Source organism: Desulfatiglans parachlorophenolica, assembly GCF_055394735.1.
Map to the genome: position 1 here is coordinate 5,492,416 of NZ_AP042460.1, position 24,780 is coordinate 5,517,195.

Here is a 24,780-nt window from a genome sequence, read left to right on the forward strand (position 1 = left end):
AACTCTAAAAAAAAATGGGATGGGTGTCAAGGAAAAACCTTTGGCATGGGGAGACAGGGAGTGGGGAAGTTCTTCGAGAGGGAGGGGTCGAGATCGCCCCGGGCGGAAGCCCTGGGGAAAACTTCCCGAGATGGGGGCTAAGCAATGGTGAAAGGTCTGTTTTGGAGCGAAGGGTGCGGAGTTGTCTTCCTATCCATCCCGTGAATCGAAAACATCATAAAAATCAGCTTGATAAATAGCGGTGCCTGTGGTAAGAAAAAGTCTCATCCCTTGGCCTCGGCAAACGAGGGAGTGCTTGAGGGAGGTCTTCCTATGGCAGGCGGAGACATCACGCTCCACAAAACGCTCGCTCAAATCTAAAGATGCGATTGCCGGGTCGAGGAGATCGAGCCCTTGAAGCGGTCTCTGGATCTCCGAAAGGGCCCAAGCGTATGAAAACGGCCGGGAAGATCCTTTTTCTTTCTGATGTCACCTAGTTTCCATCCGGAAATGGTCTTTTTGACCAATCTCGGCGTCAATCTGCACGTTTGCTTGTGCGGCGACCTACAGGTCGCCTCCGCGCAAACGCTTGATTTCCTTGATATTGGCCAAAAATCCTCATTTCCGGATTGGAAACTGGGTTCTATAGGGAAATCATTTCCGGATGGACACCACCTAATATCATCCTTCAAACGGAGGTTGGCCGGAACCATGTTTTTCTGCCCTCGGCGCAATGGATCGGCTGAAACGGGAACGAAGGGACAGCCGGTTGGGCAAATATCGCTCAGAATGATGTGGGCTGCGTTATGCGTAGCGCTAATCGCTGTGTTTAGCCTGTTTTCGGCTTGTGCCACCCGCCCTGGCACCGCCAAGTTGCCGGAAGATGCCGCTTTGTCATCCCCGGCCCGTATATTGCCCCCTTCTCAACGCCCTTATACGATCAACGGCGAAACGTATTACCCTTTGCCGAGCGCGGCCGGATATACGGAGATTGGCAAGGCCTCCTGGTACGGGCATCCATTTCACGGCAGGCGGACGTCCAGCGGTGAGGTTTACGATATGTACGAGGTCAGCGCGGCCCATAAAGTGCTCCCTTTAGGGAGCTACGTGCTGGTCGAAAACCTGACGAATCAGAGGAGCATCGTCCTGAGGATCAACGACAGAGGCCCCTTTGTCAAAGGCAGGATCATCGATCTGTCCTACGGCGCTGCAAGGGAGATCGGGATGGTCGGTCCCGGGGTGACGGAGGTGCGGGTTACGGCAATGGCGAAAGAGATCGGGCGCGATCTTTCACGTGCCGGCATCCCGGAACCTGTACTCGAGGTCAGGGATTTGAGCCGAGGCGCTTTTACTGTTCAAGCGGGCGCGTTCAAAGACAAGGAAAATGCTGCACGGGTTGCCGAGCGGCTGCGGGTCTTTTTCGACAAAGTGGATATCGAGGTTTCAGCTGACCCGGCGGCTGGAACCCTTTACCGGGTGCACGTTTCTCAGGCCGATTCTCTCTTCGAGGCTCGGACGATCGAGCGCCGGCTCGAGTCGCTCGGTTTCGAGGAGGCCTTTATCACCGCTCTGTAACGGCATCGTTGACTCTGTTTCTGAGGACGCCCGAGGTCTTGAAGACGATCACCCTCCGGGCTCTCAGCTGGAGGTCCTCTGTCGTCTGAGGATTGCGTCCACGCCGTTCGGCCTTCTCTTTGACGACGAACTTGCCGAAGCCGCTGATAAGGAGGTCTTCGCCGCTTTCCAGGGTAGTCTTGATGATCTCCAGTAGCTGCTCTACCACGGCCCGCGATTGGCTTTTGCTGAGTCCCACCTGGTGGTAAATGCTGTTGATTATTTTTTCTTTAGTCAAAGCCAAGACCATTCCTCCCCAAAAACCCTTCTTGAATGCAAGGACAATGCTGAAAATCTCTAATAAGAAGTATGGCTTATGCCAGATTTGCTGTCAAGTGTTTTTTAGAGCGGCAAATTTTTCTTTCAATTTCTGATGAACCAGGGGTGGGATGAGACTGCCGATGTCACCGCCCAGGCTGGCGGCTTCCTTGATGATGGTCGAACTCGTGTAGAACCATTTGTAGTCCGTGACCAGAAAAATGGATTGGACATTGCGATTCAACTTACGGTTGATCAGTGCCAGCTGAAATTCATATTCGAAGTCGGACATGGCGCGCAGCCCACGGAGGATGACCCTGCAATTTTTCCGAACGGCATAATCCACGAGGAGCCCCTCGAAACTGTCCACCTCGACGTTCGGGTATGCCTTAAGCGAGTCCCGGATCATCGTCATTCGCTCTTCCAGGGAAAAAAGCGGCTTTTTCTGAGAGTTTCTCAGAATAGCGACGATGACCTTGTCAAAAATTTTGAGGCCCCTCTTGATGATGCTGATGTGCCCGTTGGTGATGGGGTCGAAGGTGCCCGGGTAGATCGCGGTTTCTTCACTCATGTTCTTCCTCTTCGGCGATTTGGTAAAAAGTGAGACGGGTATCCCCGTAAATGCGGCTGTCCGTTACCCGGAGCAGGTGAATCGATTCAGGCAGCACCGTTTTCCGCGAGGTCTCGACCACTGCCACGGCGCGGGGGCTCAGGAGACCCTTTTCGGCAATGGTTTCCAGAGTCCCGATCGAGCCTTGCAGGGCGTAAGGCGGGTCCAGAAAGACCAGATCGAAGGTGGCGAGCGGTCCAAGGAACTCCGCCGGCAGCCCGCGGAGGATGTCGCGCTGCAGGAACCTCCCGCGTTCATGGAAGCGGCAGAGCATCAGGTTCTTTTGAACAAGCTTGCGGGAATGAGGGGACCGATCTACAAAAATGCCCTCAGCCGCCCCACGGCTGAGGGCCTCCAGTCCAAGGACGCCTGTCCCGGCAAAAAGGTCCAGTACCCGCAGATCGAAAAGCTGCTGCCCCAGAATACTGAAAAGCGCCTCCCGCACGCGGTCTGCGGTCGGCCGGATATCGCGGCCCCGGGGGGAACGAAGCTGCAGCCCGGTCAGTTGTCCTCCTGTAATTCTCATTTAATGATATGGTGAAGAGGGTGGGGATCGGAATCTTTCTGTGTTTGACTTTGCTCTCCAGCACTTCGGGAAACGTCTTCCAGCGGCGTTTTTATCGCTTCCCTCGTCTTCCGGCGGTAAACCATGAGGAACGGTCCTGAAAGGAGGTAGAGCGCCAGGATCAGAAAAAGCATGATTTTCGGCTGATAGACGATGACGATAAGGGTTAGAATAACGGCTACCAGGACGCTGAACGGCCGTTGTCTGCGCAGCTCCAGACCTTTGAAGCTGGGATAGCTGATGGTACTCACCATCAGAAACGAAAGGATATAGACGCAAAGGATGAATAGGAATGGAAAGGCTCGGCCGTCGAAGCTGAAAACGGAGGTGAAGAGAACCAGCGAGGCAATAAAGCCGGCCGCTCCGGGAATCGGAAGGCCCCGGAAATAACCCGGATCCACACTGCCCTTCTGGACGTTGAATCGTGCAAGCCGGAGGGCTCCGCAGACAAGGTAGATGAAGGCTGCAAGCCAACCCAGTCGCCCGAAAGGCGCGAGGGCCCACTGGTAGGCCAGGAGGCCCGGTGCGACACCGAAGGCGACGAGATCGGAAAGGGAATCGTATTCGGAACCGAAATGGCTGGTGGTATGGGTGAAACGGGCGATCTTGCCATCCAGCGCATCGAAGACGCACGAGATCAGGATGGCCGCCGCCGCGGTCTCGAAGCGCTCCTGCATGGTGGCGATAATCGCGTAAAAGCCGCTGAAAAGGCTTGCAGTGGTAAAGAGATTGGGCAGGACATAAATCCCCCTCTTTTCAAGGTGCTGCGGCCTTTTTTTGCGTCTTGTCTTCATGCGGTTCCCATCGTTTTATGAAGCAAAAGGGATGAAAAACCATTCCCGCGCATTGCCGGGACACAAAAAATCAGCGATCGATTCCGGACGGCAACCCTTCGAGGTATCCGATCACCGTTTCTCCGGCCCTGACCTTCTGGCCAGGTGTGACGACAATCCGTGAACCGGCGGGGGCAAAGACCTCGAGCCGTGAGCCGAACCGGATCAATCCGAAGCGCTGGCCGGCGCTCAGCGAATCACCGGGTTTTACCCAACAGGCGATGCGTCGGGCGATGAGGCCTGCGATTTGAACGACGACCAGCCTCTTGTGGTCCCGTGTGGTCAGGACAAGACTGTTTTTTTCGTTCTCCTCCGAGGCCTTGTCGAGATTGGCGGAAAAAAATCTCCCCGGACTGTAGGTGGTTTCAAGGACGGTGCCCGAGACGGGGATGCGGTTGACGTGTACGTTGAAAACCGTCATGAAGATGCTGACCTTTTCGGCGGGTGCCTTCAAAGGGTTATCGGCCGATTCGAGACGCTCGACCTTGAGGATGGTTCCATCGGCCGGGCTCAGAACGGCATCGGGTGAAGCGTTGGAGGTTCTTTCAGGATCCCTGAAAAAAGACGTGATAAAGACGGTCAGGATGCCGAGAACGACGCTGAGCCAGGACCAGCCAAACAGGGCGGAGCAGACGGTCAGGCCGGCGGCGATCAGGATAAAGGGCAGACCTTCCCTCGCGATCGGCCATCGGTTATGGATCCGTGAGGCTTCCAAAGATAGGATATTGCCTTTCAGCTCTCAAGGGTTGCCAACGAAACGCTCATGGGAACGTAATATGTTTTGAACGGCCTTGTCAATGCCCTTCTGAAACCGCTGCGTGCAGGTCGGAGCCGGCGCGCACGCTGTCGGCAGGGGGCCTGATGTCGGGGGGCCTCAGGTAAAGCGGCCCGAGCGCCCGGGGATCGTCGGTGTCTCCGGCAAGAAACCGTTCCAGGGCCAGGCGCCCGGCCCCGGATGCCCGAATGCCCCACTCATGGGGCAGGGCCGGTACAGCCCACCCCTTTGGATTTTTCTCGGCCAGAGGAGCCTGCCGATGAAAGTCGTTCCCGATCAGGAGGACCGGGGTTTTCAGGCAGGCGGGCAGGTCGTCGGCCTTTACGGCCCGATCAGGCGCAAGCCGAACGATTCCGCCGTTTTTCTCTGCCTTGAAGAGGGCGGTAAAGAACTCGTCGCGGCGGGAATCCAGAAGAGGCATTACCGGAAGATCGGTTGGTGCGGCCTGGGCGGCCACGGCCATCAGGCTCGGGACGCCGACGAGGGGTATATCGAGGGCGTGGGCGAGCCCCTTGGTCAGCGCAAGTCCGACCCGCAGGCCCGTGAAGCTGCCCGGTCCCAGTGCCACGCCGAGGCATTGGATCTCCTGGAGATCGATCTGCGCCGATTCGAGCAGGAAGCTCAGGACGGGCATCAGGTGAACGAACCGGTTTTTCCCCGCTGCAGCGGAATGCTCTGCAGCGATGGATCCGTCCAGATTCAGGATCGCCATGGAAAAGCGAGTGGTGGATGTGTCGAGGGCCAGGAGCATTTTCGACCAGACCTATTGGAACAGCCTGCTGATATCGTTGTAAAACACGACGGCCATCAGCATGAACAGGATAAAGAGCCCTACCTTCTGAGCCATTTCTTTGGCCTTGGGGCTTATGGGCTTGCGGATCACCCATTCGACCAGCAGGATCAGGATGACGCCGCCGTCGAGTATCGGAACCGGGAGGAGGTTCAGGATGCCGAGGTTTACGCTGATCACCGCCATGAACGGAAAAAGATAGGTCCAGTTTTCCTGGGCCAGCTGCCCTGTCATCTGGCCGATGAGGATCGGCCCGCCCAGGGTTTCTATGGGCACCACCCGTTCGATCAGTTTGACAATGGTCATCCAGGTCAATGCGATCATGTCCCAGGTGCGCCGGGTTCCTTCCCAGACCGCCTGGAGGGGTCCGAGCGGAATGGTTTTGAATGCGCCGGATGCGACGATGCCGATCAACGCAGAGCGGACCTCTTCGCCGAAGATGTTCTGGACGGTCGTTACTTCAGGGCGCACACGCAATTCCAACAGAGCCCCGTTCCGTTGAAGGGTAAAAGCCAGTTCCTTTTGCTCATTACCCTGGACAATCTCCTGGACCTGCTCCCAGGTTTCGACGGCGATGCCATCTACGGCCACGATCACGTCATGTTTTTGAAATCCGGCTTTTTCGGCCGGGGAATCCTCGCGAACCTGACCGACCTCAGGCACCATCACCTGTACGCCCGAGATCAGAAAGCTCAAACAGAATATGATCAGGGCGAGCAGCAGGTTAAAAACCGGACCCGCCGCCACGATGGCGATCCGCCTGCCGACCGGCTGATTGCTGAAAGAGCGGGCGGCGTCTTCGGCGCTCAGGGGCGCTTCGTCTTCGTCATCTTCTTTTTCACCCAGCATCTTGACGTACCCGCCCAGGGGGACCGCCGAGATCAGGTATTCGGTATCGCCTCTTTTGATTCCCGCCAGTTTTGGTCCGAACCCGAGTGAGAATTTGAGGACCTTGACACCATAGAGCTTCGCTACGAGAAAATGCCCCAGTTCGTGAAAGAATATCAGGACGCCGAGGACCACGATAAAAGGCAGAATATAATAAATGAGATAATGCATCATTAGGTCCGGAAGTCTTGGAGGTTTTGGGAAGCCGGCACGGTCCCCGAGGGAGGGGGGACGTTTTCGAGTATGCGGCCGGCGGTCTGGCGCGCCCAGAGGTCCGCTTCGAGGACCTGCTCGATCGTGTCGATGGGAAATGTGTGATGAGCGTCCATGGTGCTTTCGATCACACAGGGGATGTCCAGAAAACCGATTCTGCCGCCCAGGAAAGCCTCCACCGCGATTTCGTTGGCCCCGTTCAGGACCGCCGGAAGACTGCCCCCTGCTTGTGCCGCTGCGATTGCCAGGCGCAGGCAGGGAAAGGTCTGCATGTCCGGGGCCTCGAAGGTCAGCGGCCCCATGCGGGTCAGGTCGAGCGGGGGAAGCCCCGTCGGCAGGTGTGCCGGGTAGGACAGGGCGTAGGCAATCGGGATCACCATATCCGGAATGCCCATCTGGGCAATGACCGACCCGTCTGCATACTCTACCATCGAGTGGACGATGCTCTGGGGGTGCACCAGGACGTCGATCTGCTCGATGCCCAGGTCGAAGAGCCAGAGCGCCTCGATGATTTCAAGCCCTTTGTTCATCAGTGTGGCCGAATCGATGCTGATTTTGGGCCCCATCCGCCAATTGGGGTGGTTCAGAGCCTGCGCCGGGGTGACCTGCTTCAGCATATCGGGAGAAGCCGTCCGGAAGGGGCCGCCGGAGGCGGTCAGGATGACACGCCGGACGTCCCTGCGCCGGTGACCTTGAAGGGCCTGGAAGATGGCGCTGTGCTCGCTGTCGATGGGTCGGATCCAGACGCCTTTCTCCCTGGCGAGCCGCATGACCAATGGGCCGGCCATCACCATCGTTTCCTTGTTGGCCAAAGCGACGTTCTTTCCGCATCGTACCGCTTCAAAGGTGGGCATCAGCCCGGCCGCGCCGGAAATGGCCGAAATGACGGTGTCTGTTTCCTCGCGCCGGACGATATCCATGAATCCGGTTGTTCCGTGAAGCACCTCGGGCTGCAGGTGAGACGGCAGCCGGTCGCAAAAGGCTGCTGCAGGGCTTGCGTCGCGCAGGCCAACAGTTTGTGGTTTGAACTCCTCGGTCTGTTCAAGGAGGAGTTCGATGTTGGTCCCCGCCCCGAGAGCCGTGATGCGGCAGAGGTCAGGTCTTGTGCGTATGACATTGAGGGCGTTCACTCCGATCGAACCGGTCGACCCGAGGAGTGCGATGTTCAGCATGATGCGGTTTTCACCTCGGTATGGCCACCTGCGGCGTGCTAAATGCAGGAGGCCTATTCATCCAAAAAACGCCAGGCCGTCGTAGACCGGTTTCCGCCCTGAGATGGTCATTTTTGCCACGCTCGGCGTCAATCTGCATGTTTGCTTGTGCGGCGACCACCAGGCCGCCTTCGCACAAGCGTTTGATTTCCTTGATATTGGCAAAAAATTCTCATTTCCGGATGGAAACTCCCTAAATATCGGCCAAACCGGAACCCGCCGCGGAGCGGTGGGACCGAGCGACGAAGCGGTGAAGAAAAATCCTCGTTTCCGAATTGGGAACTGAGTGGTGTTGGATCATCATTTCGGGATATAGCCTATACTAAATGAAAATAAAGATAAACATAAAGGACCGGGATTGCAAAGATCAAGGCGTCAATCCGATCGAGGAGACCGCCATGGCCGGGCAGGATCGAGCCGGAGTCTTTGATTCCGTGGCTTCTCTTGAGAAGCGATTCCGCCAGGTCGCCGACCTGGCCCGCCGCGGCGAGGACCAGGATCAGGATGATCGCGGACAGATCCGGGGGGTGAATCGGGAAGATCCTCATAAAGATGATGCCGCCGATCAGGCTTCCAGTCGCTCCGCCGACGGCTCCCGCCCAGGTTTTGCCAGGGCTGATCCGGACGTTCAGTTTGCGTTTTCCAAAGGCCTTTCCGACGTAATAGGCGAAGGTGTCCCCCGCGAAGACCACGGTCAGGAGGAAAAAGATCCAAAGGTTTCCGGAAGACCGCATGTCGATCATGATCAAAAGGGCGAGAGGGTAGCCGACGTAGAAAGGTCCGCAGCAGGTCCTGCCGATGCGCGCCGTCCAGTCAGGGACGGGTTGTTGTCCGGTGGCCCATAAGTGGCATACCATCGGTGCGAAGGCCGTCAAGGCGGCGATGGCAGGCAGGAGAAGCACATGCCGGAAATGGATGGCCGCGAAGAGGGCGCATAAGGCCCCAACCCCGCTCCAGCGGAAAAGCTGGGGCAGTTCGGGTTCGGTGATCCGGTAAAACTCGAGGAGTGCGACGGCGGCGGCTGCGAGAAGGATGGCATGGAAGACCCACCGAGGGCCGGGGCCGATCACGAGGATCAGGACCGGAATTCCAACAAGCGCGGTGAGCCATCTTCTTAGATGCATGCTCGGATTTCCTGTCGACCGATTCAGCGTCAGTTCGATTCGTTCGTGCCGCCGAACCGTCGCTCTCGTCGCTGAAAGTCGCGAATGGCCGCGAAATACTCCTCTGCGGTGAAATCCGGCCACAGGGTCGGCGTGATGTAGATCTCGCTGTAGGCGATCTGCCAGAGAAGAAAGTTGCTGATGCGGTATTCGCCGCTGGTTCGTATGAGAAGATCAGGGTCGGGCATCTCCGGGACGTAGAGGTATTTTGCAAAGAACTCTTCGCTGATGTCAGCGGTCCGCAAGGCCCCTGTCTCGACCCCGTGCGAAATGGCCCTGGCGGCATCGACGATCTCCTGCCTGCCGCCGTAACTCAAGGCCAGGGTCAAGACCAGATCGCTGTTTTCCGCCGTCGCGAGGATAGTGGCCGCGAGTTCATCCCGGGTGGCTTCCGGGAGCTTGTCGGTCCGCCCGATGGTCTGGAGCCGGATGCCGTTTCGGATCATCTCGGGTCTTTCCGATCGCAGAAAACGGCGCAGGAGATTCATGAGGGCCTGGACTTCGTGCCTCGGGCGGGACCAGTTTTCTTCGGAGAAGGCGTAAAGAGTCAGCCACGGGATCCCAAGCCTGTTCGTGGTTCGAACGACTTCACGAACGGCATCGACGCCCTTCTGGTGCCCGAGGACACGCTTCAACCCGCGTTTTTTGGCCCAGCGCCCGTTGCCATCCATGATGATCGCTATGTGGCGCGGCAGCTTTTCGGTGTCGATCTGATCCATGATATCCCGGGGATTGGAGAGGGGTGAGGTCGAGCGGCCATGCACGGGCGGAAACCGGCTAGTTTCCATCCGGAAATGGTCTTTTTGGCCAATCTCGGCGTCAATCTGCACGTTTGCTTGTGCGGCGACCTGCAGGTCGCCTCCGCTCAAACGCTTGATTTCCTTGATATTGGCCAAAAATCCTCATTTCCGGATTGGAAACTTTGCCGCGCTGGATGCTTTTTTCCGGATGGAAACCGGCTAGAATTCCATGATCTCCTTTTCCTTGGCAGCGGTGACCTCGTCGACGGCGCTGATGAATTCGTCGGTCACCTTCTGGACCTGCTCCTGGGTCCGGTACATCTCGTCCTCGGAGATCTCCTTTTCGTTTTTCATTTCTTTCAGCAGGTCATTGGCCTCGCGCCGCTGATTGCGGACGGCGATCTTGCTCTCCTCCGACATCTTACGGGCCAGTTTGGCCAATTCCTTGCGTCTTTCCTCGGTCAGCGGCGGGATGGAGATCCGAATGAGCTTGCCGTCGTTCAAGGGGGTCAGGCCCAATTCGGATTTGAGGATGCTCTTTTCGATGTTGGGCATGATCGATTTGTCCCACGGCTGAATGGTGATGAGCCGGCTTTCCGGTATCGAAATGGAGGCCACCTGATCGAGGGGCATCTGGGTCTCGTAGCAGTCGACCTTGATCCCTTCGAGCAGGGCGCTGGATGCCCGCCCCGTCCGGATGCGTTTGAAATCCTTCTGGAGCGATTCGACGGACTTGTTCATTTTCTGCCGGAGTTCGGCAAGGATTTCATCGATCATGATCTCTCTCCTGTGATAAGCGTGCCGACGGTTTCACCCCGGATGAACCGCTCTATATTGCCGGGTTTGCGCAGATTGAAGACGGCGATCTGCAGCCCGCGCTCCATGGCAAGGGATATCGCCGTCATGTCCATGACCCTCAGATTCCTTTCAAGGACCTCGCGGTGGGTCAGGCGCTCGAAAAAGTGCGCCTCGGGATGGGTGGCTGGATCGGCGTCATAGACCCCATCCACCTTGGTCGCCTTGAGGAGGACATCGGCATCGATCTCCAGGGCCCTGATGGTAGCCGCCGTATCCGTGGTAAAAAAAGGGTTGCCCGTTCCGGCGCAGAAATGGACGATGGCACCCGCTTCGAGCTGTCTGACCGCCCGCTCGCGGCTGAACGGCTCGGTGATGCTTTCCATCTGGATGGCACTGAGGATCCGGGCCTCGCAGCCCAGCGCCCTCAGTGCCTCGGCCAGTGCAATCGTGTTGATGACGGTGGCGAGCATGCCCATGTGGTCGGCGGCCACTCGACCGATATTGAGTTGGCCGGCCTTCAGACCTCTGAAGATGTTGCCACCGCCGACAACGATCCCCAACTGAACCCCCAGCCGGCCGATCGCCGCGATCTCATTTGCAACGGTCCGGAGCACGGGGGCGTCGATGCCGTATGGATCATCCCCCATCAACGCTTCTCCGCTCAGCTTGAGCAGGATGCGTTTGACCCGGGGAAAGGGGTTACTCATCCGGTTCACCCAGTTGGAAACGGCTGAAGCGTCTGATCAGGATGTTCTCGCCCGTCTTGGCCATCAGTTCATTCAGGATATCCTGGATCTTCAGGTCGGTGTTCTTGACGAAGGGCTGCTCCAGCAGACAGGCCTCGGAGTAAAACTTGGCCAGTTTGCCTTCCACGATCTTTTCGATCACCTTTTCCGGTTTCCCGGATTCTTTGGCCTGGGTGGCATAGATCTCCTTTTCCCGGGCCAGAAGCTCCCCAGGGACATGCTCCCTGTCGATGGCGACCGGATTGGTAGCGGCGATCTGCATGGCGAGGTCCTTGACGAACTCGGAGAAGTCATCCGTCTTGCCGGTGAAATCGGTTTCGCAATTGACCTCGACGAGCACACCGATTTTTCCTCCTCCGTGGATATAGGCTTGAACCTGGCCGGCGGAGGTCGCGCGGCCGCCCCGCTTCTGAGCGGTGGCGATTCCCTTCTTGCGCAGGTAATCGACGGCCTTCTCCATGTCGCCGTTGCACTCCTTCAGCGCCGTTTTGCAGTCCATCATGCCGACGCCGGTCTTCTCCCGCAAATCTTTGACCATCGATGCTGTAATTTCCAACGTTTCCTCTCCCATGATATTTAGTGTCCATCCGGAAATGATTTCCCTATAGAACCCAGTTTCCAATCCGGAAATGAGGATTTTTCTTCACCGCTTCGCTGCTCAGTCCCACCGCTTCGCTGCAGGTCCCGGTTTCTTCACACCCTTCGGGTGCTCAGTCCCACCGCTTCGCGGCGGGTCCCGGTTTGGCCAATATCAAGGAAATCAAGCGTTTGTGCGGAGGCGATCTGGTGGTCGCCGCACAAGCAAACGTGCAGATTGACGCCGAGATTGGCCAAAAAGACCATTTCCGGATGGAAACTATTTAAGAATTGTGAGGTGCCGACAGGCCGGCGGTTCACCTATTCCGCTGCCGCAGGGGGCTCGGTCGCCGATGCATCTTCCCGCTTCGGGATGACGATCACCTCGGGCCCTGCTTCGCTTTCCGGTTTTTCCGCTTCTTCGGCTGTCCCCTCTTCGCTCTTCTGCATTTCGGCCTCGGCCTTCAGACGCTCCTCGGCGATCCGGTGCCCTTCGATGCAGGCATCCGCAATTTTCGAGCAGATCAGCCGGATGGCTCGGATAGCGTCGTCGTTGCCCGGGATGATGAAGTCGATCTCATCGGGGTCACAGTTCGTGTCGGCGATGGCGACCACGGGGATGCCCAGTTTGCGGGCCTCCTTGACTGCGATCCGTTCCTTCTTGGGATCCACGATGAAAACGGCGCCCGGCAGATCGTCCATGTCTTTGATGCCGCCGAGGTTTTTCTCGAGTTTGGCCAGCTCCTTCTCCATCTGGAGGACCTCTTTCTTCGTGTAACGGTTGATGGACCCGTCCCGCTTCATCGCTTCCAATTCTTTCAGCCGCGCGATGCTCTTCGTGATCGTCTGGAAATTGGTCAACGTGCCGCCGAGCCACCGGTTGACAATGCAGAACATCCCGCATCGTTCGCTTTCTTCGATAACGGAGTCATGGGCCTGCTTCTTGGTCCCGACGTAAAGGACGGAATAGCCCTCGGCCACGGTCCTCGTAATGAATTCGTAGGTCGTCTTGAAGAGTCGGACGGTTTTCTGCAGATCGATGATGTGGATCCCGTTACGCGCCCCGAAGATATAGGGTTTCATCTTCGGGTTCCAGCGCCTGGTCTGATGTCCGAAGTGTACACCGGCTTCCAGCAGTTCCTTCATGTTGACGATAGCCATAAAACGCCTCCTTCTTGTGGAGACCCTGAACGGTCTCCCTGCCACGGTTGGTTCCCGGTCCGGAATGTCTTGACCCCCGATGATGCAGGGCACCGGGCAATATCCCGGACGTGTGATTTCCGCTGGAGAAGCTTGAGTCCGAAGAGGCAACCTGCTATACTCGCCGTCGGCTGGATCCGGTCTTTATGCCTCCGATCCGTTTCTATCCGGGGAGCGGCTGCGTGCGGTGGCGGGCAGGCATAGACTGCCATCCGTACACCCTTCGGGCCGCCGCGCAGGTGCTGCGTCTGTTGCTGCTGGCTTCTCCCCCTGGGGGCTTGAGCGTGGAAAACGATCGAACTCCAGGGCAACCAAAATTATAAACGATATTACCTAACAGAAAATGGTTATATCGGCAAGAAAAAAAGTCGTCCGGGTGGACAGGGCGTCCGTCCAATGAGGGTCGGTTACGGTCTCCTGTGGATTTGCGCTTGGCATTCAGTGCGCTTGGTGATGATCAGGGCATACCCGCCTCGCGCGTAGACGTGCGTGCGCCGCCCAGGTGGAGGGCCGAGGTCCCTCCCGGGCTGAAGAGGGGATCTGGGTCTACGGAGAAAGCCGGGTCAGGTGTTGTTGGTTTTATGGAGCCGCGAGGACCGAGGGCGGGAGGGGCCGGAAAGATGGCTCACCAAGGCGTCGCCGCACGGTGTTCAAAGGCGGAAAGCGAAGGGGGACAGCGCTCATGGCAACGGATAGGGGCGAGAAGGATCTGAGGACGGCTTTCAAGGATGCCTTGAAGGAAAAGGAGATCGATCTGACGGAGCGGTTGCTGCGCTGGCGATACGAAAAGGATGGAAAGCAGGTTCCTGAGGGACCATCGCTGCGAGAGCGGGCGGGAGAGGTTGCGGCCAATGCCCACGAGGTCGTGAGGAAGCGTGGGAGGCGGGTTTTTGAGGAGTTGCGGAAGGCTGTCAAGCGCTGAATGGTTTGGTGAGAGGGAGAGGTTTTTGAGGTCGAACGAGCGTTTGCTGGGTATTCGCATGGCCTTGGACGAGGCTGAGAAGGACCGTTTTTCGCCGTGGGCCTGCCTGAGCTCCGAGGCGGTGAGGAGGCGGCCCGATGAAGATACCCTGGGCGGGCACCGCCAGTATTTTTCGGTCGACACGGATCGGATCCTTCATTCGCTGGCCTATTCGCGCTATATCGACAAGACCCAGGTCTTTTATCTCGTCAAGAACGATCATATCACCCACCGCGTGCTGCATGTCCAGCTGGTTTCGAAGATCGCGCGCACGATCGGGCGTTTACTCCGTTTGAACGAGGACCTGATCGAGGCTATCGCACTTGGCCACGACATCGGGCACACCCCTTTTGGTCACGATGGGGAGGCCTTTCTCTCCGCCCTCTGCGAAGCGCACGGCATCGGCTCTTTTCAGCACAGCCTGCAGAGTGTCCGCTTTTTGCAGGACATCGAGCGGAAGGGCCGAGGGTGGAATCTCACCCTCCAGGTCCTGGACGGCATCTTCTGCCACAATGGCGAGCTGCACACCAGCGCGCTCGAACCGGTGACGGGCAGGAGCTTCGAGCGTCTGGACGAAGAGATGCGCCTGAAACGCATGGATCCGAAGCGCGATATCTGGCCGATGACCCTGGAGGGCTGCGTCGTGCGTCTTGCGGATACCATCAGCTACATCGGCCGGGATATCGAGGATGCCATCCGGCTCGGTTTGATCCGGCGGGATGACCTCCCTTCCGACTGTGTGCGCGTTCTCGGGAATACCAACGGAACCATTGTCTACACCCTGGTCGAGGACCTGGCGGCGCACAGCCTCGATCTGCCTTTCATCCGTTTCAGCGATGAGGTGGGGGAGGCCCTGCAGCGTCTGAAGACGTTCAACCATGAGGCCATCTATCGGAACCGGCTGGTCAAGGATCAGACGCCGAAGATCAAGATCATGTTCGAGTTGATGTTCGACCGGTACCTGCAGGATCTGGAAGAGGGCAACGAAGCCTCGGAGATCCAACGCGCCTATCTGGAAGGGATGTCGCCCGGCTATCGGGAAAATACGCCTGCGGCCGGCATGGTACGCGACTTTCTTGCGGGCATGACCGATGAGTATTTTTTGGCCCAATGCAGGAAAAACTTTTTCCCGGAGGTAAGAATGGGTGTTTTCTGAGTGATTTATGCGTTAAAATATACTTCTTCCAGCGGGGTTGCCGTGGTTTTGGTTTTTTTGTGAAAAATTTCTTTTTATCAAACAGGGTTGACAAGAAAGGACCAAACGAGTAAGAGTAAAAGCGCATTGCTGGCGTTGATCGATCCCGTTCCATCCAACCATCTTTTCCTCACTTCTTTGCGTTACTTTGCAACTTCTTTTCAAATACGGAGGCCGGGCGACATGGTTCAAGTTGGGGAGCTCAGGGAAGGCGATACCCTTTTGAAGCTCGAAGACGTTCACATGTACTTTGGCAAGGTCGCTGCATTGGCAGGTGTCAACCTGGAGGTGAAGAAGGGCGAGATTCACTCGATCATCGGCCCGAACGGGGCCGGCAAGACGGTGATGATGAATTGCATCAACGGCCTGTATCACCCTCAGAAGGGGAGCATCTACCTGAAAGGTGAACGGATCAACGATCTCAAGCCCCATCAGCGCGCTACCCTGGGGCTCTCGCGCACGTTTCAGAAGATCGAACTTTTCGGGGGGATGACCGTCCTCGACAATATCCGCCTCGGCCGCCACATCCATATGAAATCGGGCATCCTCAGCGGTTCGTTCTATGTCGGCAAGACAAAGCGGGAGGAACTGGAAAACAGGAGATTTATCGAAGAAGAAATCATCGATCTGCTCGAAATCGAAAGCATTCGCGACAAAACCGTTCATATGCTTCCCTACGGTCTGCAGAAGCGGGTGGAGCTGGGCAGGGCCCTGGCGCTCAACCCGGAACTGCTCCTGCTGGACGAACCCCTGGCGGGTCTGAATCTCGAAGAGGTGGAGGACATGGCCCGCTTCATCCTGGATATCAACGAAGAAAAGCGCTGGAAGATCACCTGCATCCTGGTGGAGCACGATATGGGGGTCGTGATGGACATCTCCCACAATGTATTCGTGTTGAACTTCGGCAATCAGATCATGGACGGTCCGCCTGAACAGGTGCAGAAGAATCCCGAAGTTGTGAAGGCATATCTGGGTGAAGAGGACCTGTATTCCACACGGAGGTAGAGGAGATATGAATGGAACCGGGATAGAAATAACCAAGAACCTGACTATCCCCAAGCTCTTCTCGAGCCAATGCAGACGCTACGGCACCGGCAAGGTGGCCATGCGGGAAAAGGAGTTCGGCATCTGGCTGCCTTTCACATGGCAGGATTATTACGACAATGTGAAGTATCTCAGCCTCGGCATGGTGAAGCTGGGACTGAAACGCGGCGACAAGGTCGCGATGATAGGCGACAACCGGCCTGAAGGCCTCTGGGCGGAGATGGCGGCGCTCTGCGCGGGTGGAATCGCGGTTTGGCTCTTCCAGGATTGTATGATGGAAGAGGTGAAATACATCATCGATCATTCGGATGCCACGTTCTTCGTCGGGGAGACGCAGGAGGAGGTCGACAAGGCTCTGGCCATCAAGGATGCCTGTCCGAAGCTGCGCTGGGTGCTGTGGGACGATCCGAAGGGGATGCGCAGTTACGACCAGGATTTTCTGATGAGCATCCCCCGGGTCCAGGAACTGGGTCGACAACTGGACAAAGAGGACCCAGGATTGTTCGAGAAGCTCATAGAGGAGGGACACGGCGACGATGTGTGCCTCCTTTTTTATACCTCGGGGACGACCGCGCTCCCCAAAGGGGCGCTGCTTTCCCACTGGAACATGTTGACCATGGGGCAGAATCTCATGTCGGTCGACCCCTGCTACGACACGGACGACTTCGTGTCCTATCTCCCGTTCGCATGGATCGGTGAGCAGATGATGTCGATTTCGTGCGGTCTTCAGGTGGGGTTTACGATCAATTTCCCCGAGGAGCCTGAAACTGCCCAGGAAAACATCCGCGAGATCGGGCCGCACGTCATGTTTGCGCCGCCGCGCCTTTATGAAGGGATGACCCGCAAGGTGCAGGTCAAGTACATCGATTCGGCGTGGATCAAGCGCAAGATTTACGAATTCGCGACCAAGGTGGGCTACAAGGTCGCCAATATGCACTTCGAGAAGGAGCCTGTACCCTGGTATTTCAAGCTTTTGCAGGGGATCGCCTATGTCGCCATGCAGAAAAAGCTGAAAGACCACCTGGGGATGTCGCGTCTGCGGCACGCCTATACGGGCGGCGCGGCCATGGGGCCCGATCACTTCCGGTTCTTTCACGCCCTGGGTGTCAATCTGAAGCAGATCTACGGTCAGACGGAGATCGCCGGCATCTCGATCGTGCACCGTGACGGCGACATCAAGTTCGATACGGTGGGGACCCCGATACCGGATACCGAGGTGCGGATTACGGAGGAGGGTGAGATCCTCTCGCGCAGTCCTTCCGTTTTTCTGGGGTATTACAAGAACGATGAGGCTACGCGGAAGACACTGGTGGACGGTTGGCTCTACTCGGGCGACCGCGGGTTCATCGACGAGGACGGGCATCTCGTGGTCTTCGACCGTTCCAAGGATGTCATGACGCTCAACGACGGGCGCCCCTTCTCGCCGCAGTATCTCGAGACACGGCTCAAATTCAGCCCCTTCATCCAGGAGGCATGGGTGATCGGGGACAAACGCCCCTATGTGACGGCCGTCATGTGCATCGATTACGCCGTGGTGGGGAAATGGGCCGATGAGCGCAAGCTCAACTATACGAGCTATACGGAGCTTTCCCAGAAGCCGGAGGTCTATGATCTCGTGCAGAAGCAGATCGAGGAGTCCAACAAAGACCTCCCCGGTCCGGCGAAGATTCACAAATTCGTGAACCTCTATAAGGCCTTCGATGCCGACGACGAGGAGTTGACGCGTACGAGCAAGCTCAAGCGGGCGTTTGTCGAAAATCGTTACAGAGACATCGTCGGCGGTCTTTATTCCGATGACGAGGTCATTCATATGGATACGACCATTACTTACGAGGACGGCAGGGAACAGCGCATCAAAACGGATCTGCGCATCCAAAAGATCAGCCTTTAGGAGGAGGTATGGAACTTTTTTTGATGACGTTGACGACCGGAGTCATGGTCGGAGGGATTTATGCCCTGGTGGCCCTGGGTTGGGTGTTGATCTACAAGTGTTCGGGCGTCCTCAATCTGGCGATGGGAGAACTGACGATCATTGGCGCTTACGTCTCATTGACCTTTTATAATCTTGGGATTCCATTTGTCCTGGCTGTCATCCTGACGCTCATGGTGGGAATCATCCTTGGAATCCTGACGGAGCGGATCTTCCTCGATAAGCTCATTGGGGAGCCGATCCTGGCTGTCATTATGGTAACGGTGGGATTGTCCTTTTTTTTCAAAGGCCTGGTGCAGTTCACATGGGGCACGGATACCCGCGTTTTCACCCCGCCCGTTTTTTCGATCAAGCCCATAACCATCGGGTTTCTAAAGGTCTCGCCGGTTTATCTCTGGTCGTTCATCCTGGCCATTGTGCTGTTGATCGTTTTCGTGGCCTTTTTCAAATACACCCGATGGGGTCTGTCGATGCAGGCTACAGCCGATGACGAGACCGCCGCGCTCTCTCTCGGCGTGAGTGCACGGTTCGTTTATGCTGCGGCTTGGGCCATCGCCTTCATGAGCGCCGGAGTGGGAGGGGCGCTGCTCGGAAATATCAACGGGATCAACATGTCGGTGGGGTATCTGGGTCTGCTGGTTCTACCGGCCGTTGTACTCGGCGGCCTGAATTCGGTGCCGGGGGCGATCGTCGGCGGCATCGTCATCGGGCTCCTCCAGAACTTTGCCGGGACCTATCTCGACGAATATTTCCCCGGCGGCGTAAAGGAGATCGTACCCTTCGCCTTCATGGCGGTGTTTCTCCTGTTCAAGCCCTATGGGCTTTGGGGCTGGGAAAGGATCGAGCGGGTCTGAGCCGCTGCGGATCGAGGCCGAGCGGTCCAGGCTGCCGTCGCGCGTACGGACGAGAATGCGTTTCAGCGAAAACACCATGTGAAAGGGAGGCATTATGTCAAGCGTCTGGTTGCCATGCGGGGACTACCATCAGAGCTACGCTGAAGATCAGGGATGGTGGCAGTCGAGCTTCATCAAAGGCAAGATGATCCTGCTGCTGCTGACGATATTCGTGGTGATCCCGTGGCTGATTCCCGAGTACTGGATGAGTGTGGCGACCATGGTGGGTTATACGGCGATGGGGGCCCTCGGGGTACAACTCCTGATCGGGTTTGCCGGCCTTATCACGCTTGGGCACGCCGCATTCATCGCGGTGGGCGCCTATACGAGCACGCTTCTGATCCTGCAGTTCCCTTGGCCTCAATTCCTGCTCGACTGGGGCGTGGCTTACCCCGTCTCCATTCTGGCGGCGGGTGTTGCAGCGGGGCTTTGGAGCGTGCTTTTCGGTCTGCCTTCAGCCAAGGTGAAGGGGTTCTATCTGATTCTGACGACCATGGCGGCGCAGTTCGTCACGGTGGATTTCATCCTGACGCAGTATGTCAGCCAGATCGGCGGACGAGGGCAGGCCTTTTCCCTCCCTCCGGGCACGATCAAGATCGGGCCGTGGCTGATCGAAAACGAGCGGCAGATCTACTATCTCATGGCGGTGCTGCTGACCTTGATGGTCATCGTTCTGGCCAATCTCCTCCGGTCCAAACCGGGCAGGGCCTGGGTGGCCATCCGTGACAACGACATCGCGGCCGAAGCCATGGGGATCAATATCGTCTACTACAAACTGCTTGCCTTCTTCGTCGCCGGCTTCATGGCGGGGATCGCCGGCGCCTTCTGGGTGAGCAACACTGCGGCGCTCAGTCCGGAGCATTTCCCCTGGTTCTGGTCCCTCTGGCTGGTCGGGGTGATTCTGATCGGGGGCGTTGGTTCCATCCACGGGGCGATCTTCGGGTCCATCTTCATGGTCGTCATCATGGAACTCCTGCAGGCGGTGGTGATTCCTCTCTCCATCTATTATCCCAAGCTGCTGTTCGATTTCGCATATATCAAGGATGCGGCTTTCGGACTGGCTATTTGCGCCTTCCTGATTTATGAGCCGAATGGTCTGGCTTATCGATGGTGGCAGATCAAGAATTACTTCAACCTTTGGCCGTTTTCGTATTGACAGGATGAAAGGAGGTGACGGGTTTCTGGTTGCCGCTGGAGCTGCGTTGGATTGCATGGGCCATTGTTTTATCCTTTTACTAGAGAAGGGGGAAGAGATCATGAAGAAAGGATTTTTCCTGAAGCTGCTGGCCGTTGCAGTGTGTGTCGGATGGGTGTTCGGATTTTCCGGCGTTGGCTTGGCCGATAATATCAAACTGGGCGGGATCATGGACACCACCGGCGGAACCTCTGACGTCGGGAAGGATTACGCCATCGGTATGGATGAAGCCTTCAAGTATTTCAATGAAAAGGGTGGGATCAACGGGAAGGAGATCAAGTATACCTGGTTTGACTACGGATACCGGATCCCCGAAGCCATCACCAAGTATAAGCTCCTGAAGCGGTTGGGCGTTTTGGCGATCATGGGTTGGGGCACCGGCGATACGGAAGCCCTTTCGCCGACGGTCAACAAGGACGAGATCCCTTATATCTCGGCTTCCTATTCCGCCCATTTGACCGATCCGGCCAAATCCCGCTACAACATCTTCTTCTCCTCCGATTACTCCACGAATGCCCGGGCGGCCTTGACGGCCTGGTTCGACAAGCGCTGGCCGCAAAAGGCCGATTACGGCAAGAGGAAGCCGCGTTTCGCCTGCACCTACATGTTTGCATCCCCCTATTGCAGCGCACCCATCAAGGCGATCAAGGACCAGGCCACCCTGCTGGGGTTCGAGATCGGCGACGATCAGGACGTGTCCCTTTTTGCCCTGGATACCAAGAGCCAGATCATGGCGCTCAAGTCCTTCGCCCCGGATGTCGTTTGGCATGGGAACACCACGATGTCCGTTTCCGCGACCATCCGTGACGCTTATTCCCTCGGGTTGGGAGCCGACTGGATCGTCAACAACTGGGGGATGGACGAGAACCTGCCGCGGCTGGCCGGTGAGGCCGCCGAGGGCGTGATGGGCGCGACGCCGTGTGCGTTTTACGGCCAGGAATCCAAGAACATGGATATCGTTGTGGCCGCCGCCAAGAAGTTCAACCCGAGCGTTCCCCAGAACAAGCGGCTCAACAGGACCATCCAGGCCTGGTGCGATGCCATGATCACCGTCGAGGCCATGAAGCGAGCCGATGATGCCGGCCAGTTGACAGGGGTCGGTATGATGGTCAAGGGCTTCGAGACTATGCAGAATTTCGAGATCGGGCTCGCCGCCGCGCCGGTTACCTATACGGCGACGGATCACCGTCCGACCACCGGCTGCCTCATTCAGGAATACAAAGACGGCAAATTCCAGGTGGTCGAGCGTGTGGATCTGAAGGAGCGGTGGCCGGATAAATGGGAGAAGGAGTGGCTGGGCTGGTAGGTGCCTGCGCCGGTAGCCCTGCCGGATAGCGAGGCTGTGTGCAGAGAATCTGTCAACACCCTGGGAGGTAGGGATCTTGGAGACGCCTGAAGCCATTTTGAAGATCAAGAACATTGAGGTGAAATACCACGAGGTTATCCTTGTCCTGAAAGGGGTTTCCATCGAGGTTCCGAAGGCGGGCATCGTTGCCCTCCTTGGGGCGAATGGGGCCGGAAAGAGCACTACGTTGAAGGCCGTTTCGGGGCTCCTCAAAGTTGAAGACGGTGAGGTGACCGATGGAGGCATCGAGTTCGAAGGGCAGATGATCCACCATGAGCACGCCGCCAAGATCGCCAAGATGGGCATCGTCCAGGTCATCGAGGGGCGAAAGGTCTTCGAGCACCTCACCGTGGAGGAGAACCTGAAGGTCGGGGCCCACTTGCGGAAGACCGGGTCGGTCAAGGACAAGCTCGAACTGGTCTACCACTACTTTCCACGGTTGCGGCAGAAGCGGAACGAAACCGCCGGTTTTGTCAGCGGCGGAGAACAGCAGATGACCGTTGTCGGCAGAGCCCTGATGACGGAGCCGAAGCTGGTGCTCCTGGACGAGCCTTCCATGGGGCTTGCCCCGATGCTGATCCATGAGATCTTCAATATCGTCACTGAGCTCAATCAGGAAGAGAAGATCTCGATCCTGCTGGTCGAACAGAACGCCAAACTGGCGCTGAACGTGGCGCCTTACGCCTATGTCATGGAAACCGGCCGGATCGTGATGGATGACACGGCCGAAAAGCTGAGTCAGAACGAGGACATCAAGGACTTCTACCTTGGATTGACCGATAAGGGTGGCAGAAAGAGTTTCCGTGAGGTGAAACATTACAAACGAAGAAAACGCTGGTTGGGTTGACGTCAGACGGCCGTGGCCTGAGAAACTGGCGAGATGGTCATGGGCCGAAACGTGCTCAGCGGCGGTTTTCTTCTCACATGAAGAGGGGAGGATAAGATGCAAAAGAAGCTGATCCTGATCACTCTGATGGTTTTTGCAGCAGGCCTTTTGTTCTTTGGGTGCGCCCACCAAGCTACTCAGCAGGCGATGCCTGAAATGGTGGCGCCCACCATTACCCTCGAACTTTTCGAAGTGCCCCAGTACGACGGGTACTGGTATTATGCTGCGGCCGTTGCCCCCACGAAAGGGGATGCCGGTGACCGTGGCGCTCCTCTGCCGATGAGTTTCCTCTTCAGCGTCAACAACCCGAATCCCTATCCGGTCAAGCTGAGCGATTATAAATTTACCGTGGCCTTCGACAGCGATTTCGAGCTGGTCACAGTGGCCAATATGGATACGATCTGGATCCCGGCTGGAAAGGCCAGCCACGTGCGGGCGACGACCATGATCACGGCCCGCTCGGCCCTGTTGAGCCTCATGGTGACCGGAGGTTTCAAGCTGAAGGAAAAAGGGTGGGCGCCTTTTGATGCCCTGGAGAGATGGTGGAAAGGGGTGCCGGATTATTCGGTGCCCGTCTCGGTCAAAGAGGGTGCCTTTACCTTTGCGGCTGACGGCAAGAGCATGGTGGTTCCTTTCGAAACCGTGTATCCCTAAAGCCTGAGATCGGAAGGCCCTTTGCCGGTGGTGCGTCGAGGCCGGTAAAGGGCCTTTTTTGAATGAGGACACGTATGGGACTGTACGATTTTACGTTTTACGACCTCGTCAATCGCAATGCCTTTTGCTATGGGCGAAAGGTGGCGTGGTTCGAGGTGGATGATTCGCGGTCCTTGACCTTTTTGGAATACAAGGGGAAGGTGGATCGACTGGCTCAGGGGCTTCAGGCGTTCGGCATCCGGAAGGAAGATCGCATCGGCATTCTCGGAAAGAACTGTCTGGAGTATTTCGTTCTGTATGGTGCGGCGGCGGCGCTCGGGGCTATTGTCCTGCCCATCAACTGGCGTTTGTCCGCACCCGAAATCGAATATAACCTCAATGACTGCACGCCGCGTCTGCTTTTCACAGGCTCTGAATTTCAGGGGCTGGTCGAAGAGATCCGAGGCCGCCTCCCGTCTGTGGAGCGCTTTTTCAACCTGGAGCCGGGCGGCGGGCGTTTCGAGTCCATACAGTCCCTCGTGTCGGGCGACGGCACATTCGAACCGCCGGACGTTGCCTCGGACGACGGTTTTGTGATCATCCACACGGCGGCGGTGGCCGGGCGCCCGCGCGGCGCGCTGTTGAGCCACGGTAACCTGCTTTGCTCCGATATGCATTTCGATTATTTCTGCGGGTTGAACAGCACGGACGTCCACCTGAATCTCCTGCCGCTCTTCCATGTCGGGGGGCTTCACATGGCCACCGCGATCTTCCATGCCGGTGCGCTCAATGTGAACATGAGCAAATTCGATGCCGTGAAGGCGGTAGATCTGATTGCGGAAAAGCGCATCACGTTCATGTTCGATTTTGCGCCGATTCTCGCTTCCATCCTGGATACCCACGAAAAGACTGGGCAGGATATCTCCTCCCTGAAATCGGTGGTGGGCTTGGAATCTCCTGAGACGATCGAACGCTACCAGAAGACGACCGGCGGCACCTTCTTCTGCATGTACGGTCAGACGGAGACCTCCTGCGTGGCGACCTTCTCCGCCTATGACGAGCGCCCCGGTTCGGCAGGCAGGATGCTGCCTCTCGCACAGGTGCGGTTGGTCGATGAATATGACCGGCCGGTCCCTGTCGGTCAGGTGGGCGAGATTACGATGAAGGGCCCCATGGTGTTCAGGGGCTACTGGAATCTGCCCGAGGACAACCGCTATGTGTTCAGGGACGGTTGGCACCACACGGGCGACTTGGGGCGCTTCGACGAGGAAGGGTTCCTCTGGTACGCGGGCCGGAAGGCCGAAAAGGAACTCATCAAGCCGGGCGGCGAGAACGTTTACCCTGCGGAGGTCGAAAAGGCGATCCTGGAGCATCCCGCCGTTCAGCTAACCGTTGTCTTCGGGGTCCCGGACCCCAAGTGGAAGGAAGGCATCAAGGCGGTCTGCGAGCTGAAGGAGGGAGAAACCCTCAGCGCCGAGGCGTTGATCGATTTTGTCGGGAAACGCATCGCCCGCTACAAGAAACCGCAGTATGTCGAGTTTGTCGATGTCATGCCTTTGCTGGAGGATGGAAACCCCGATAGGGCAAAAGTCAAAACGCTCTATGGTGGTAAAGTATAGAGGCGGATTCGATTACCCATTCAGTGAAAGATGGAGGTCCTGCGCCGTTGTGCAGGACCTTTTTTGCCAGTGGGGATAGACCTGCCATTTCTACAGATGCACAGCAAATGGGTAAACAGC

At 57.3% G+C, this 24,780-nt stretch carries 27 protein-coding genes; 12 read left to right on the forward strand and 15 right to left on the reverse strand.

Features of this window, described 5'->3' with window-relative positions; translation table 11 throughout:
• The first annotated feature begins 489 nt into the window (after positions 1–489).
• Positions 490–1,554, forward strand: coding sequence for a septal ring lytic transglycosylase RlpA family protein (locus ACZ500_RS25505; RefSeq protein WP_464230243.1), 1,065 nt, complete (start codon positions 490–492; stop codon positions 1,552–1,554).
• Here the strand turns inward: ACZ500_RS25505 and ACZ500_RS25510 are convergent.
• The 8 genes from ACZ500_RS25510 to ACZ500_RS25545 form a co-directional block, all read right to left on the reverse strand.
• Positions 1,541–1,837 (reverse strand): integration host factor subunit alpha, encoded by a 297-nt coding sequence (locus tag ACZ500_RS25510; protein ID WP_464230244.1) that lies wholly within the window; start codon positions 1,835–1,837, stop codon positions 1,541–1,543. The genes ACZ500_RS25505 and ACZ500_RS25510 overlap by 14 nt on opposite strands.
• 87 nt (positions 1,838–1,924) lie before the next feature.
• Complete coding sequence (coaD, locus tag ACZ500_RS25515; RefSeq protein WP_464230245.1) at positions 1,925–2,422, reverse strand: pantetheine-phosphate adenylyltransferase; 498 nt, start codon at positions 2,420–2,422, stop codon at positions 1,925–1,927.
• Positions 2,415–2,987: a 16S rRNA (guanine(966)-N(2))-methyltransferase RsmD gene (rsmD, locus tag ACZ500_RS25520; protein WP_464230246.1), complete on the reverse strand. Its 573-nt coding sequence runs from the start codon at positions 2,985–2,987 to the stop codon at positions 2,415–2,417. The genes coaD and rsmD overlap by 8 nt, the downstream gene beginning before the upstream one ends.
• The gene (pssA, locus tag ACZ500_RS25525) at positions 2,984–3,820 is read right to left on the reverse strand and encodes a CDP-diacylglycerol--serine O-phosphatidyltransferase (RefSeq protein WP_464230247.1); all 837 of its coding nucleotides are present in this window, start codon (positions 3,818–3,820) and stop codon (positions 2,984–2,986) included. The genes rsmD and pssA overlap by 4 nt, the downstream gene beginning before the upstream one ends.
• 70 nt (positions 3,821–3,890) lie before the next feature.
• Positions 3,891–4,574, reverse strand: a complete 684-nt coding sequence (locus tag ACZ500_RS25530; RefSeq protein WP_464230248.1) for a phosphatidylserine decarboxylase family protein — start codon at positions 4,572–4,574, stop codon at positions 3,891–3,893.
• A gap of 79 nt (positions 4,575–4,653) precedes the next feature.
• Positions 4,654–5,346, reverse strand: coding sequence for a tRNA (adenosine(37)-N6)-threonylcarbamoyltransferase complex dimerization subunit type 1 TsaB (gene tsaB, locus ACZ500_RS25535; protein WP_464230249.1), 693 nt, complete (start codon positions 5,344–5,346; stop codon positions 4,654–4,656).
• A 51-nt stretch (positions 5,347–5,397) separates the two neighbouring features.
• Complete coding sequence (gene rseP, locus ACZ500_RS25540) at positions 5,398–6,483, reverse strand: RIP metalloprotease RseP (RefSeq protein WP_464230250.1); 1,086 nt, start codon at positions 6,481–6,483, stop codon at positions 5,398–5,400.
• Positions 6,484–6,485: 2 nt separating this feature from the next.
• A complete protein-coding gene (locus ACZ500_RS25545; RefSeq protein ID WP_464230252.1) occupies positions 6,486–7,697 on the reverse strand; it encodes a 1-deoxy-D-xylulose-5-phosphate reductoisomerase in 1,212 nt (403 codons plus the stop codon).
• Positions 7,698–7,800: 103 nt separating this feature from the next.
• On the opposite strand from ACZ500_RS25545, the gene ACZ500_RS25550 reads away from it, so the two are divergent.
• Entirely contained in the window at positions 7,801–8,022 is a 222-nt protein-coding gene (locus ACZ500_RS25550) for a hypothetical protein (RefSeq protein WP_464230253.1), read from the forward strand.
• Positions 8,023–8,053: 31 nt separating this feature from the next.
• Here ACZ500_RS25550 and ACZ500_RS25555 read toward each other — a convergent pair whose 3' ends face one another.
• From ACZ500_RS25555 to rpsB, 7 genes are all read right to left on the reverse strand, one after another.
• The gene (locus ACZ500_RS25555) at positions 8,054–8,860 is read right to left on the reverse strand and encodes a phosphatidate cytidylyltransferase (protein ID WP_464230254.1); all 807 of its coding nucleotides are present in this window, start codon (positions 8,858–8,860) and stop codon (positions 8,054–8,056) included.
• Between the two features lie 29 nt (positions 8,861–8,889).
• Positions 8,890–9,795 (reverse strand): isoprenyl transferase, encoded by a 906-nt coding sequence (locus tag ACZ500_RS25560; protein WP_464230255.1) that lies wholly within the window; start codon positions 9,793–9,795, stop codon positions 8,890–8,892.
• Positions 9,796–9,858: 63 nt separating this feature from the next.
• Entirely contained in the window at positions 9,859–10,416 is a 558-nt protein-coding gene (gene frr, locus ACZ500_RS25565) for a ribosome recycling factor (protein WP_464230257.1), read from the reverse strand.
• Positions 10,413–11,144 carry a UMP kinase gene (pyrH, locus tag ACZ500_RS25570; RefSeq protein WP_464230258.1) on the reverse strand — a complete coding sequence of 244 codons (732 nt, stop codon included), beginning with the start codon at positions 11,142–11,144 and terminating at the stop codon, positions 10,413–10,415. The genes frr and pyrH overlap by 4 nt, the downstream gene beginning before the upstream one ends.
• Positions 11,137–11,721 (reverse strand): translation elongation factor Ts, encoded by a 585-nt coding sequence (locus tag ACZ500_RS25575; protein ID WP_464230259.1) that lies wholly within the window; start codon positions 11,719–11,721, stop codon positions 11,137–11,139. The genes pyrH and ACZ500_RS25575 overlap by 8 nt, the downstream gene beginning before the upstream one ends.
• A 155-nt stretch (positions 11,722–11,876) precedes the next feature.
• Positions 11,877–12,026, reverse strand: a complete 150-nt coding sequence (locus ACZ500_RS25580) for a hypothetical protein (RefSeq protein ID WP_464230260.1) — start codon at positions 12,024–12,026, stop codon at positions 11,877–11,879.
• Positions 12,027–12,080: 54 nt separating this feature from the next.
• The gene (rpsB, locus tag ACZ500_RS25585; protein WP_464230261.1) at positions 12,081–12,920 is read right to left on the reverse strand and encodes a 30S ribosomal protein S2; all 840 of its coding nucleotides are present in this window, start codon (positions 12,918–12,920) and stop codon (positions 12,081–12,083) included.
• 721 nt (positions 12,921–13,641) lie between these two features.
• On the opposite strand from rpsB, the gene ACZ500_RS25590 reads away from it, so the two are divergent.
• The 10 genes from ACZ500_RS25590 to ACZ500_RS25635 all read left to right on the forward strand — a co-directional run bounded on the left by ACZ500_RS25590 (position 13,642) and on the right by ACZ500_RS25635 (position 24,660).
• Positions 13,642–13,881 (forward strand): hypothetical protein, encoded by a 240-nt coding sequence (locus ACZ500_RS25590; RefSeq protein ID WP_464230262.1) that lies wholly within the window; start codon positions 13,642–13,644, stop codon positions 13,879–13,881.
• Positions 13,882–13,906: 25 nt separating this feature from the next.
• Positions 13,907–15,076, forward strand: coding sequence for a deoxyguanosinetriphosphate triphosphohydrolase family protein (locus ACZ500_RS25595; protein ID WP_464230263.1), 1,170 nt, complete (start codon positions 13,907–13,909; stop codon positions 15,074–15,076).
• Between the two features lie 222 nt (positions 15,077–15,298).
• A complete protein-coding gene (locus ACZ500_RS25600) occupies positions 15,299–16,120 on the forward strand; it encodes an ABC transporter ATP-binding protein (RefSeq protein ID WP_464230264.1) in 822 nt (273 codons plus the stop codon).
• Positions 16,121–16,127: 7 nt separating this feature from the next.
• A complete protein-coding gene (locus ACZ500_RS25605; RefSeq protein ID WP_464230265.1) occupies positions 16,128–18,050 on the forward strand; it encodes an AMP-binding protein in 1,923 nt (640 codons plus the stop codon).
• 8 nt (positions 18,051–18,058) lie between these two features.
• Positions 18,059–18,943, forward strand: coding sequence for a branched-chain amino acid ABC transporter permease (locus ACZ500_RS25610; RefSeq protein WP_464230266.1), 885 nt, complete (start codon positions 18,059–18,061; stop codon positions 18,941–18,943).
• A gap of 94 nt (positions 18,944–19,037) precedes the next feature.
• On the forward strand, positions 19,038–20,138 hold the full coding sequence (locus ACZ500_RS25615; protein WP_464230267.1) for a branched-chain amino acid ABC transporter permease: 1,101 nt from the start codon (positions 19,038–19,040) through the stop codon (positions 20,136–20,138).
• 100 nt (positions 20,139–20,238) lie between these two features.
• Complete coding sequence (locus ACZ500_RS25620; RefSeq protein ID WP_464230268.1) at positions 20,239–21,483, forward strand: ABC transporter substrate-binding protein; 1,245 nt, start codon at positions 20,239–20,241, stop codon at positions 21,481–21,483.
• 76 nt (positions 21,484–21,559) lie between these two features.
• Positions 21,560–22,369: an ABC transporter ATP-binding protein gene (locus tag ACZ500_RS25625; RefSeq protein WP_464230269.1), complete on the forward strand. Its 810-nt coding sequence runs from the start codon at positions 21,560–21,562 to the stop codon at positions 22,367–22,369.
• 96 nt (positions 22,370–22,465) lie between these two features.
• Positions 22,466–23,062, forward strand: coding sequence for an LEA/WHy family protein (locus ACZ500_RS25630; RefSeq protein WP_464230270.1), 597 nt, complete (start codon positions 22,466–22,468; stop codon positions 23,060–23,062).
• 74 nt (positions 23,063–23,136) lie between these two features.
• Positions 23,137–24,660, forward strand: coding sequence for an AMP-binding protein (locus ACZ500_RS25635; protein WP_464230272.1), 1,524 nt, complete (start codon positions 23,137–23,139; stop codon positions 24,658–24,660).
• Positions 24,661–24,780: the final 120 nt, after the last annotated feature.

Excerpts from the sequence above, each read along its gene's own strand:
- ACZ500_RS25505 (WP_464230243.1), top strand. The coding sequence starts at position 490 with ATGGTCTTTTTGACCAATCTCGGCGTCAATCTGCACGTTTGCTTGTGC.
- coaD (WP_464230245.1), bottom strand. The coding sequence starts at position 2,422 with ATGAGTGAAGAAACCGCGATCTACCCGGGCACCTTCGACCCCATCACC.
- rsmD (WP_464230246.1), bottom strand. The coding sequence starts at position 2,987 with ATGAGAATTACAGGAGGACAACTGACCGGGCTGCAGCTTCGTTCCCCC.
- pssA (WP_464230247.1), bottom strand. The coding sequence starts at position 3,820 with ATGAAGACAAGACGCAAAAAAAGGCCGCAGCACCTTGAAAAGAGGGGG.
- tsaB (WP_464230249.1), bottom strand. The coding sequence starts at position 5,346 with ATGGCGATCCTGAATCTGGACGGATCCATCGCTGCAGAGCATTCCGCT.
- rseP (WP_464230250.1), bottom strand. The coding sequence starts at position 6,483 with ATGCATTATCTCATTTATTATATTCTGCCTTTTATCGTGGTCCTCGGC.
- ACZ500_RS25545 (WP_464230252.1), bottom strand. The coding sequence starts at position 7,697 with ATGCTGAACATCGCACTCCTCGGGTCGACCGGTTCGATCGGAGTGAAC.
- ACZ500_RS25550 (WP_464230253.1), top strand. The coding sequence starts at position 7,801 with ATGGTCATTTTTGCCACGCTCGGCGTCAATCTGCATGTTTGCTTGTGC.
- ACZ500_RS25555 (WP_464230254.1), bottom strand. The coding sequence starts at position 8,860 with ATGCATCTAAGAAGATGGCTCACCGCGCTTGTTGGAATTCCGGTCCTG.
- frr (WP_464230257.1), bottom strand. The coding sequence starts at position 10,416 with ATGATCGATGAAATCCTTGCCGAACTCCGGCAGAAAATGAACAAGTCC.
- pyrH (WP_464230258.1), bottom strand. The coding sequence starts at position 11,144 with ATGAGTAACCCCTTTCCCCGGGTCAAACGCATCCTGCTCAAGCTGAGC.
- ACZ500_RS25575 (WP_464230259.1), bottom strand. The coding sequence starts at position 11,721 with ATGGTCAAAGATTTGCGGGAGAAGACCGGCGTCGGCATGATGGACTGC.
- ACZ500_RS25580 (WP_464230260.1), bottom strand. The coding sequence starts at position 12,026 with ATGGTCTTTTTGGCCAATCTCGGCGTCAATCTGCACGTTTGCTTGTGC.
- rpsB (WP_464230261.1), bottom strand. The coding sequence starts at position 12,920 with ATGGCTATCGTCAACATGAAGGAACTGCTGGAAGCCGGTGTACACTTC.
- ACZ500_RS25590 (WP_464230262.1), top strand. The coding sequence starts at position 13,642 with ATGGCAACGGATAGGGGCGAGAAGGATCTGAGGACGGCTTTCAAGGAT.
- ACZ500_RS25600 (WP_464230264.1), top strand. The coding sequence starts at position 15,299 with ATGGTTCAAGTTGGGGAGCTCAGGGAAGGCGATACCCTTTTGAAGCTC.
- ACZ500_RS25605 (WP_464230265.1), top strand. The coding sequence starts at position 16,128 with ATGAATGGAACCGGGATAGAAATAACCAAGAACCTGACTATCCCCAAG.
- ACZ500_RS25610 (WP_464230266.1), top strand. The coding sequence starts at position 18,059 with ATGGAACTTTTTTTGATGACGTTGACGACCGGAGTCATGGTCGGAGGG.
- ACZ500_RS25615 (WP_464230267.1), top strand. The coding sequence starts at position 19,038 with ATGTCAAGCGTCTGGTTGCCATGCGGGGACTACCATCAGAGCTACGCT.
- ACZ500_RS25620 (WP_464230268.1), top strand. The coding sequence starts at position 20,239 with ATGAAGAAAGGATTTTTCCTGAAGCTGCTGGCCGTTGCAGTGTGTGTC.
- ACZ500_RS25630 (WP_464230270.1), top strand. The coding sequence starts at position 22,466 with ATGCAAAAGAAGCTGATCCTGATCACTCTGATGGTTTTTGCAGCAGGC.
- ACZ500_RS25635 (WP_464230272.1), top strand. The coding sequence starts at position 23,137 with ATGGGACTGTACGATTTTACGTTTTACGACCTCGTCAATCGCAATGCC.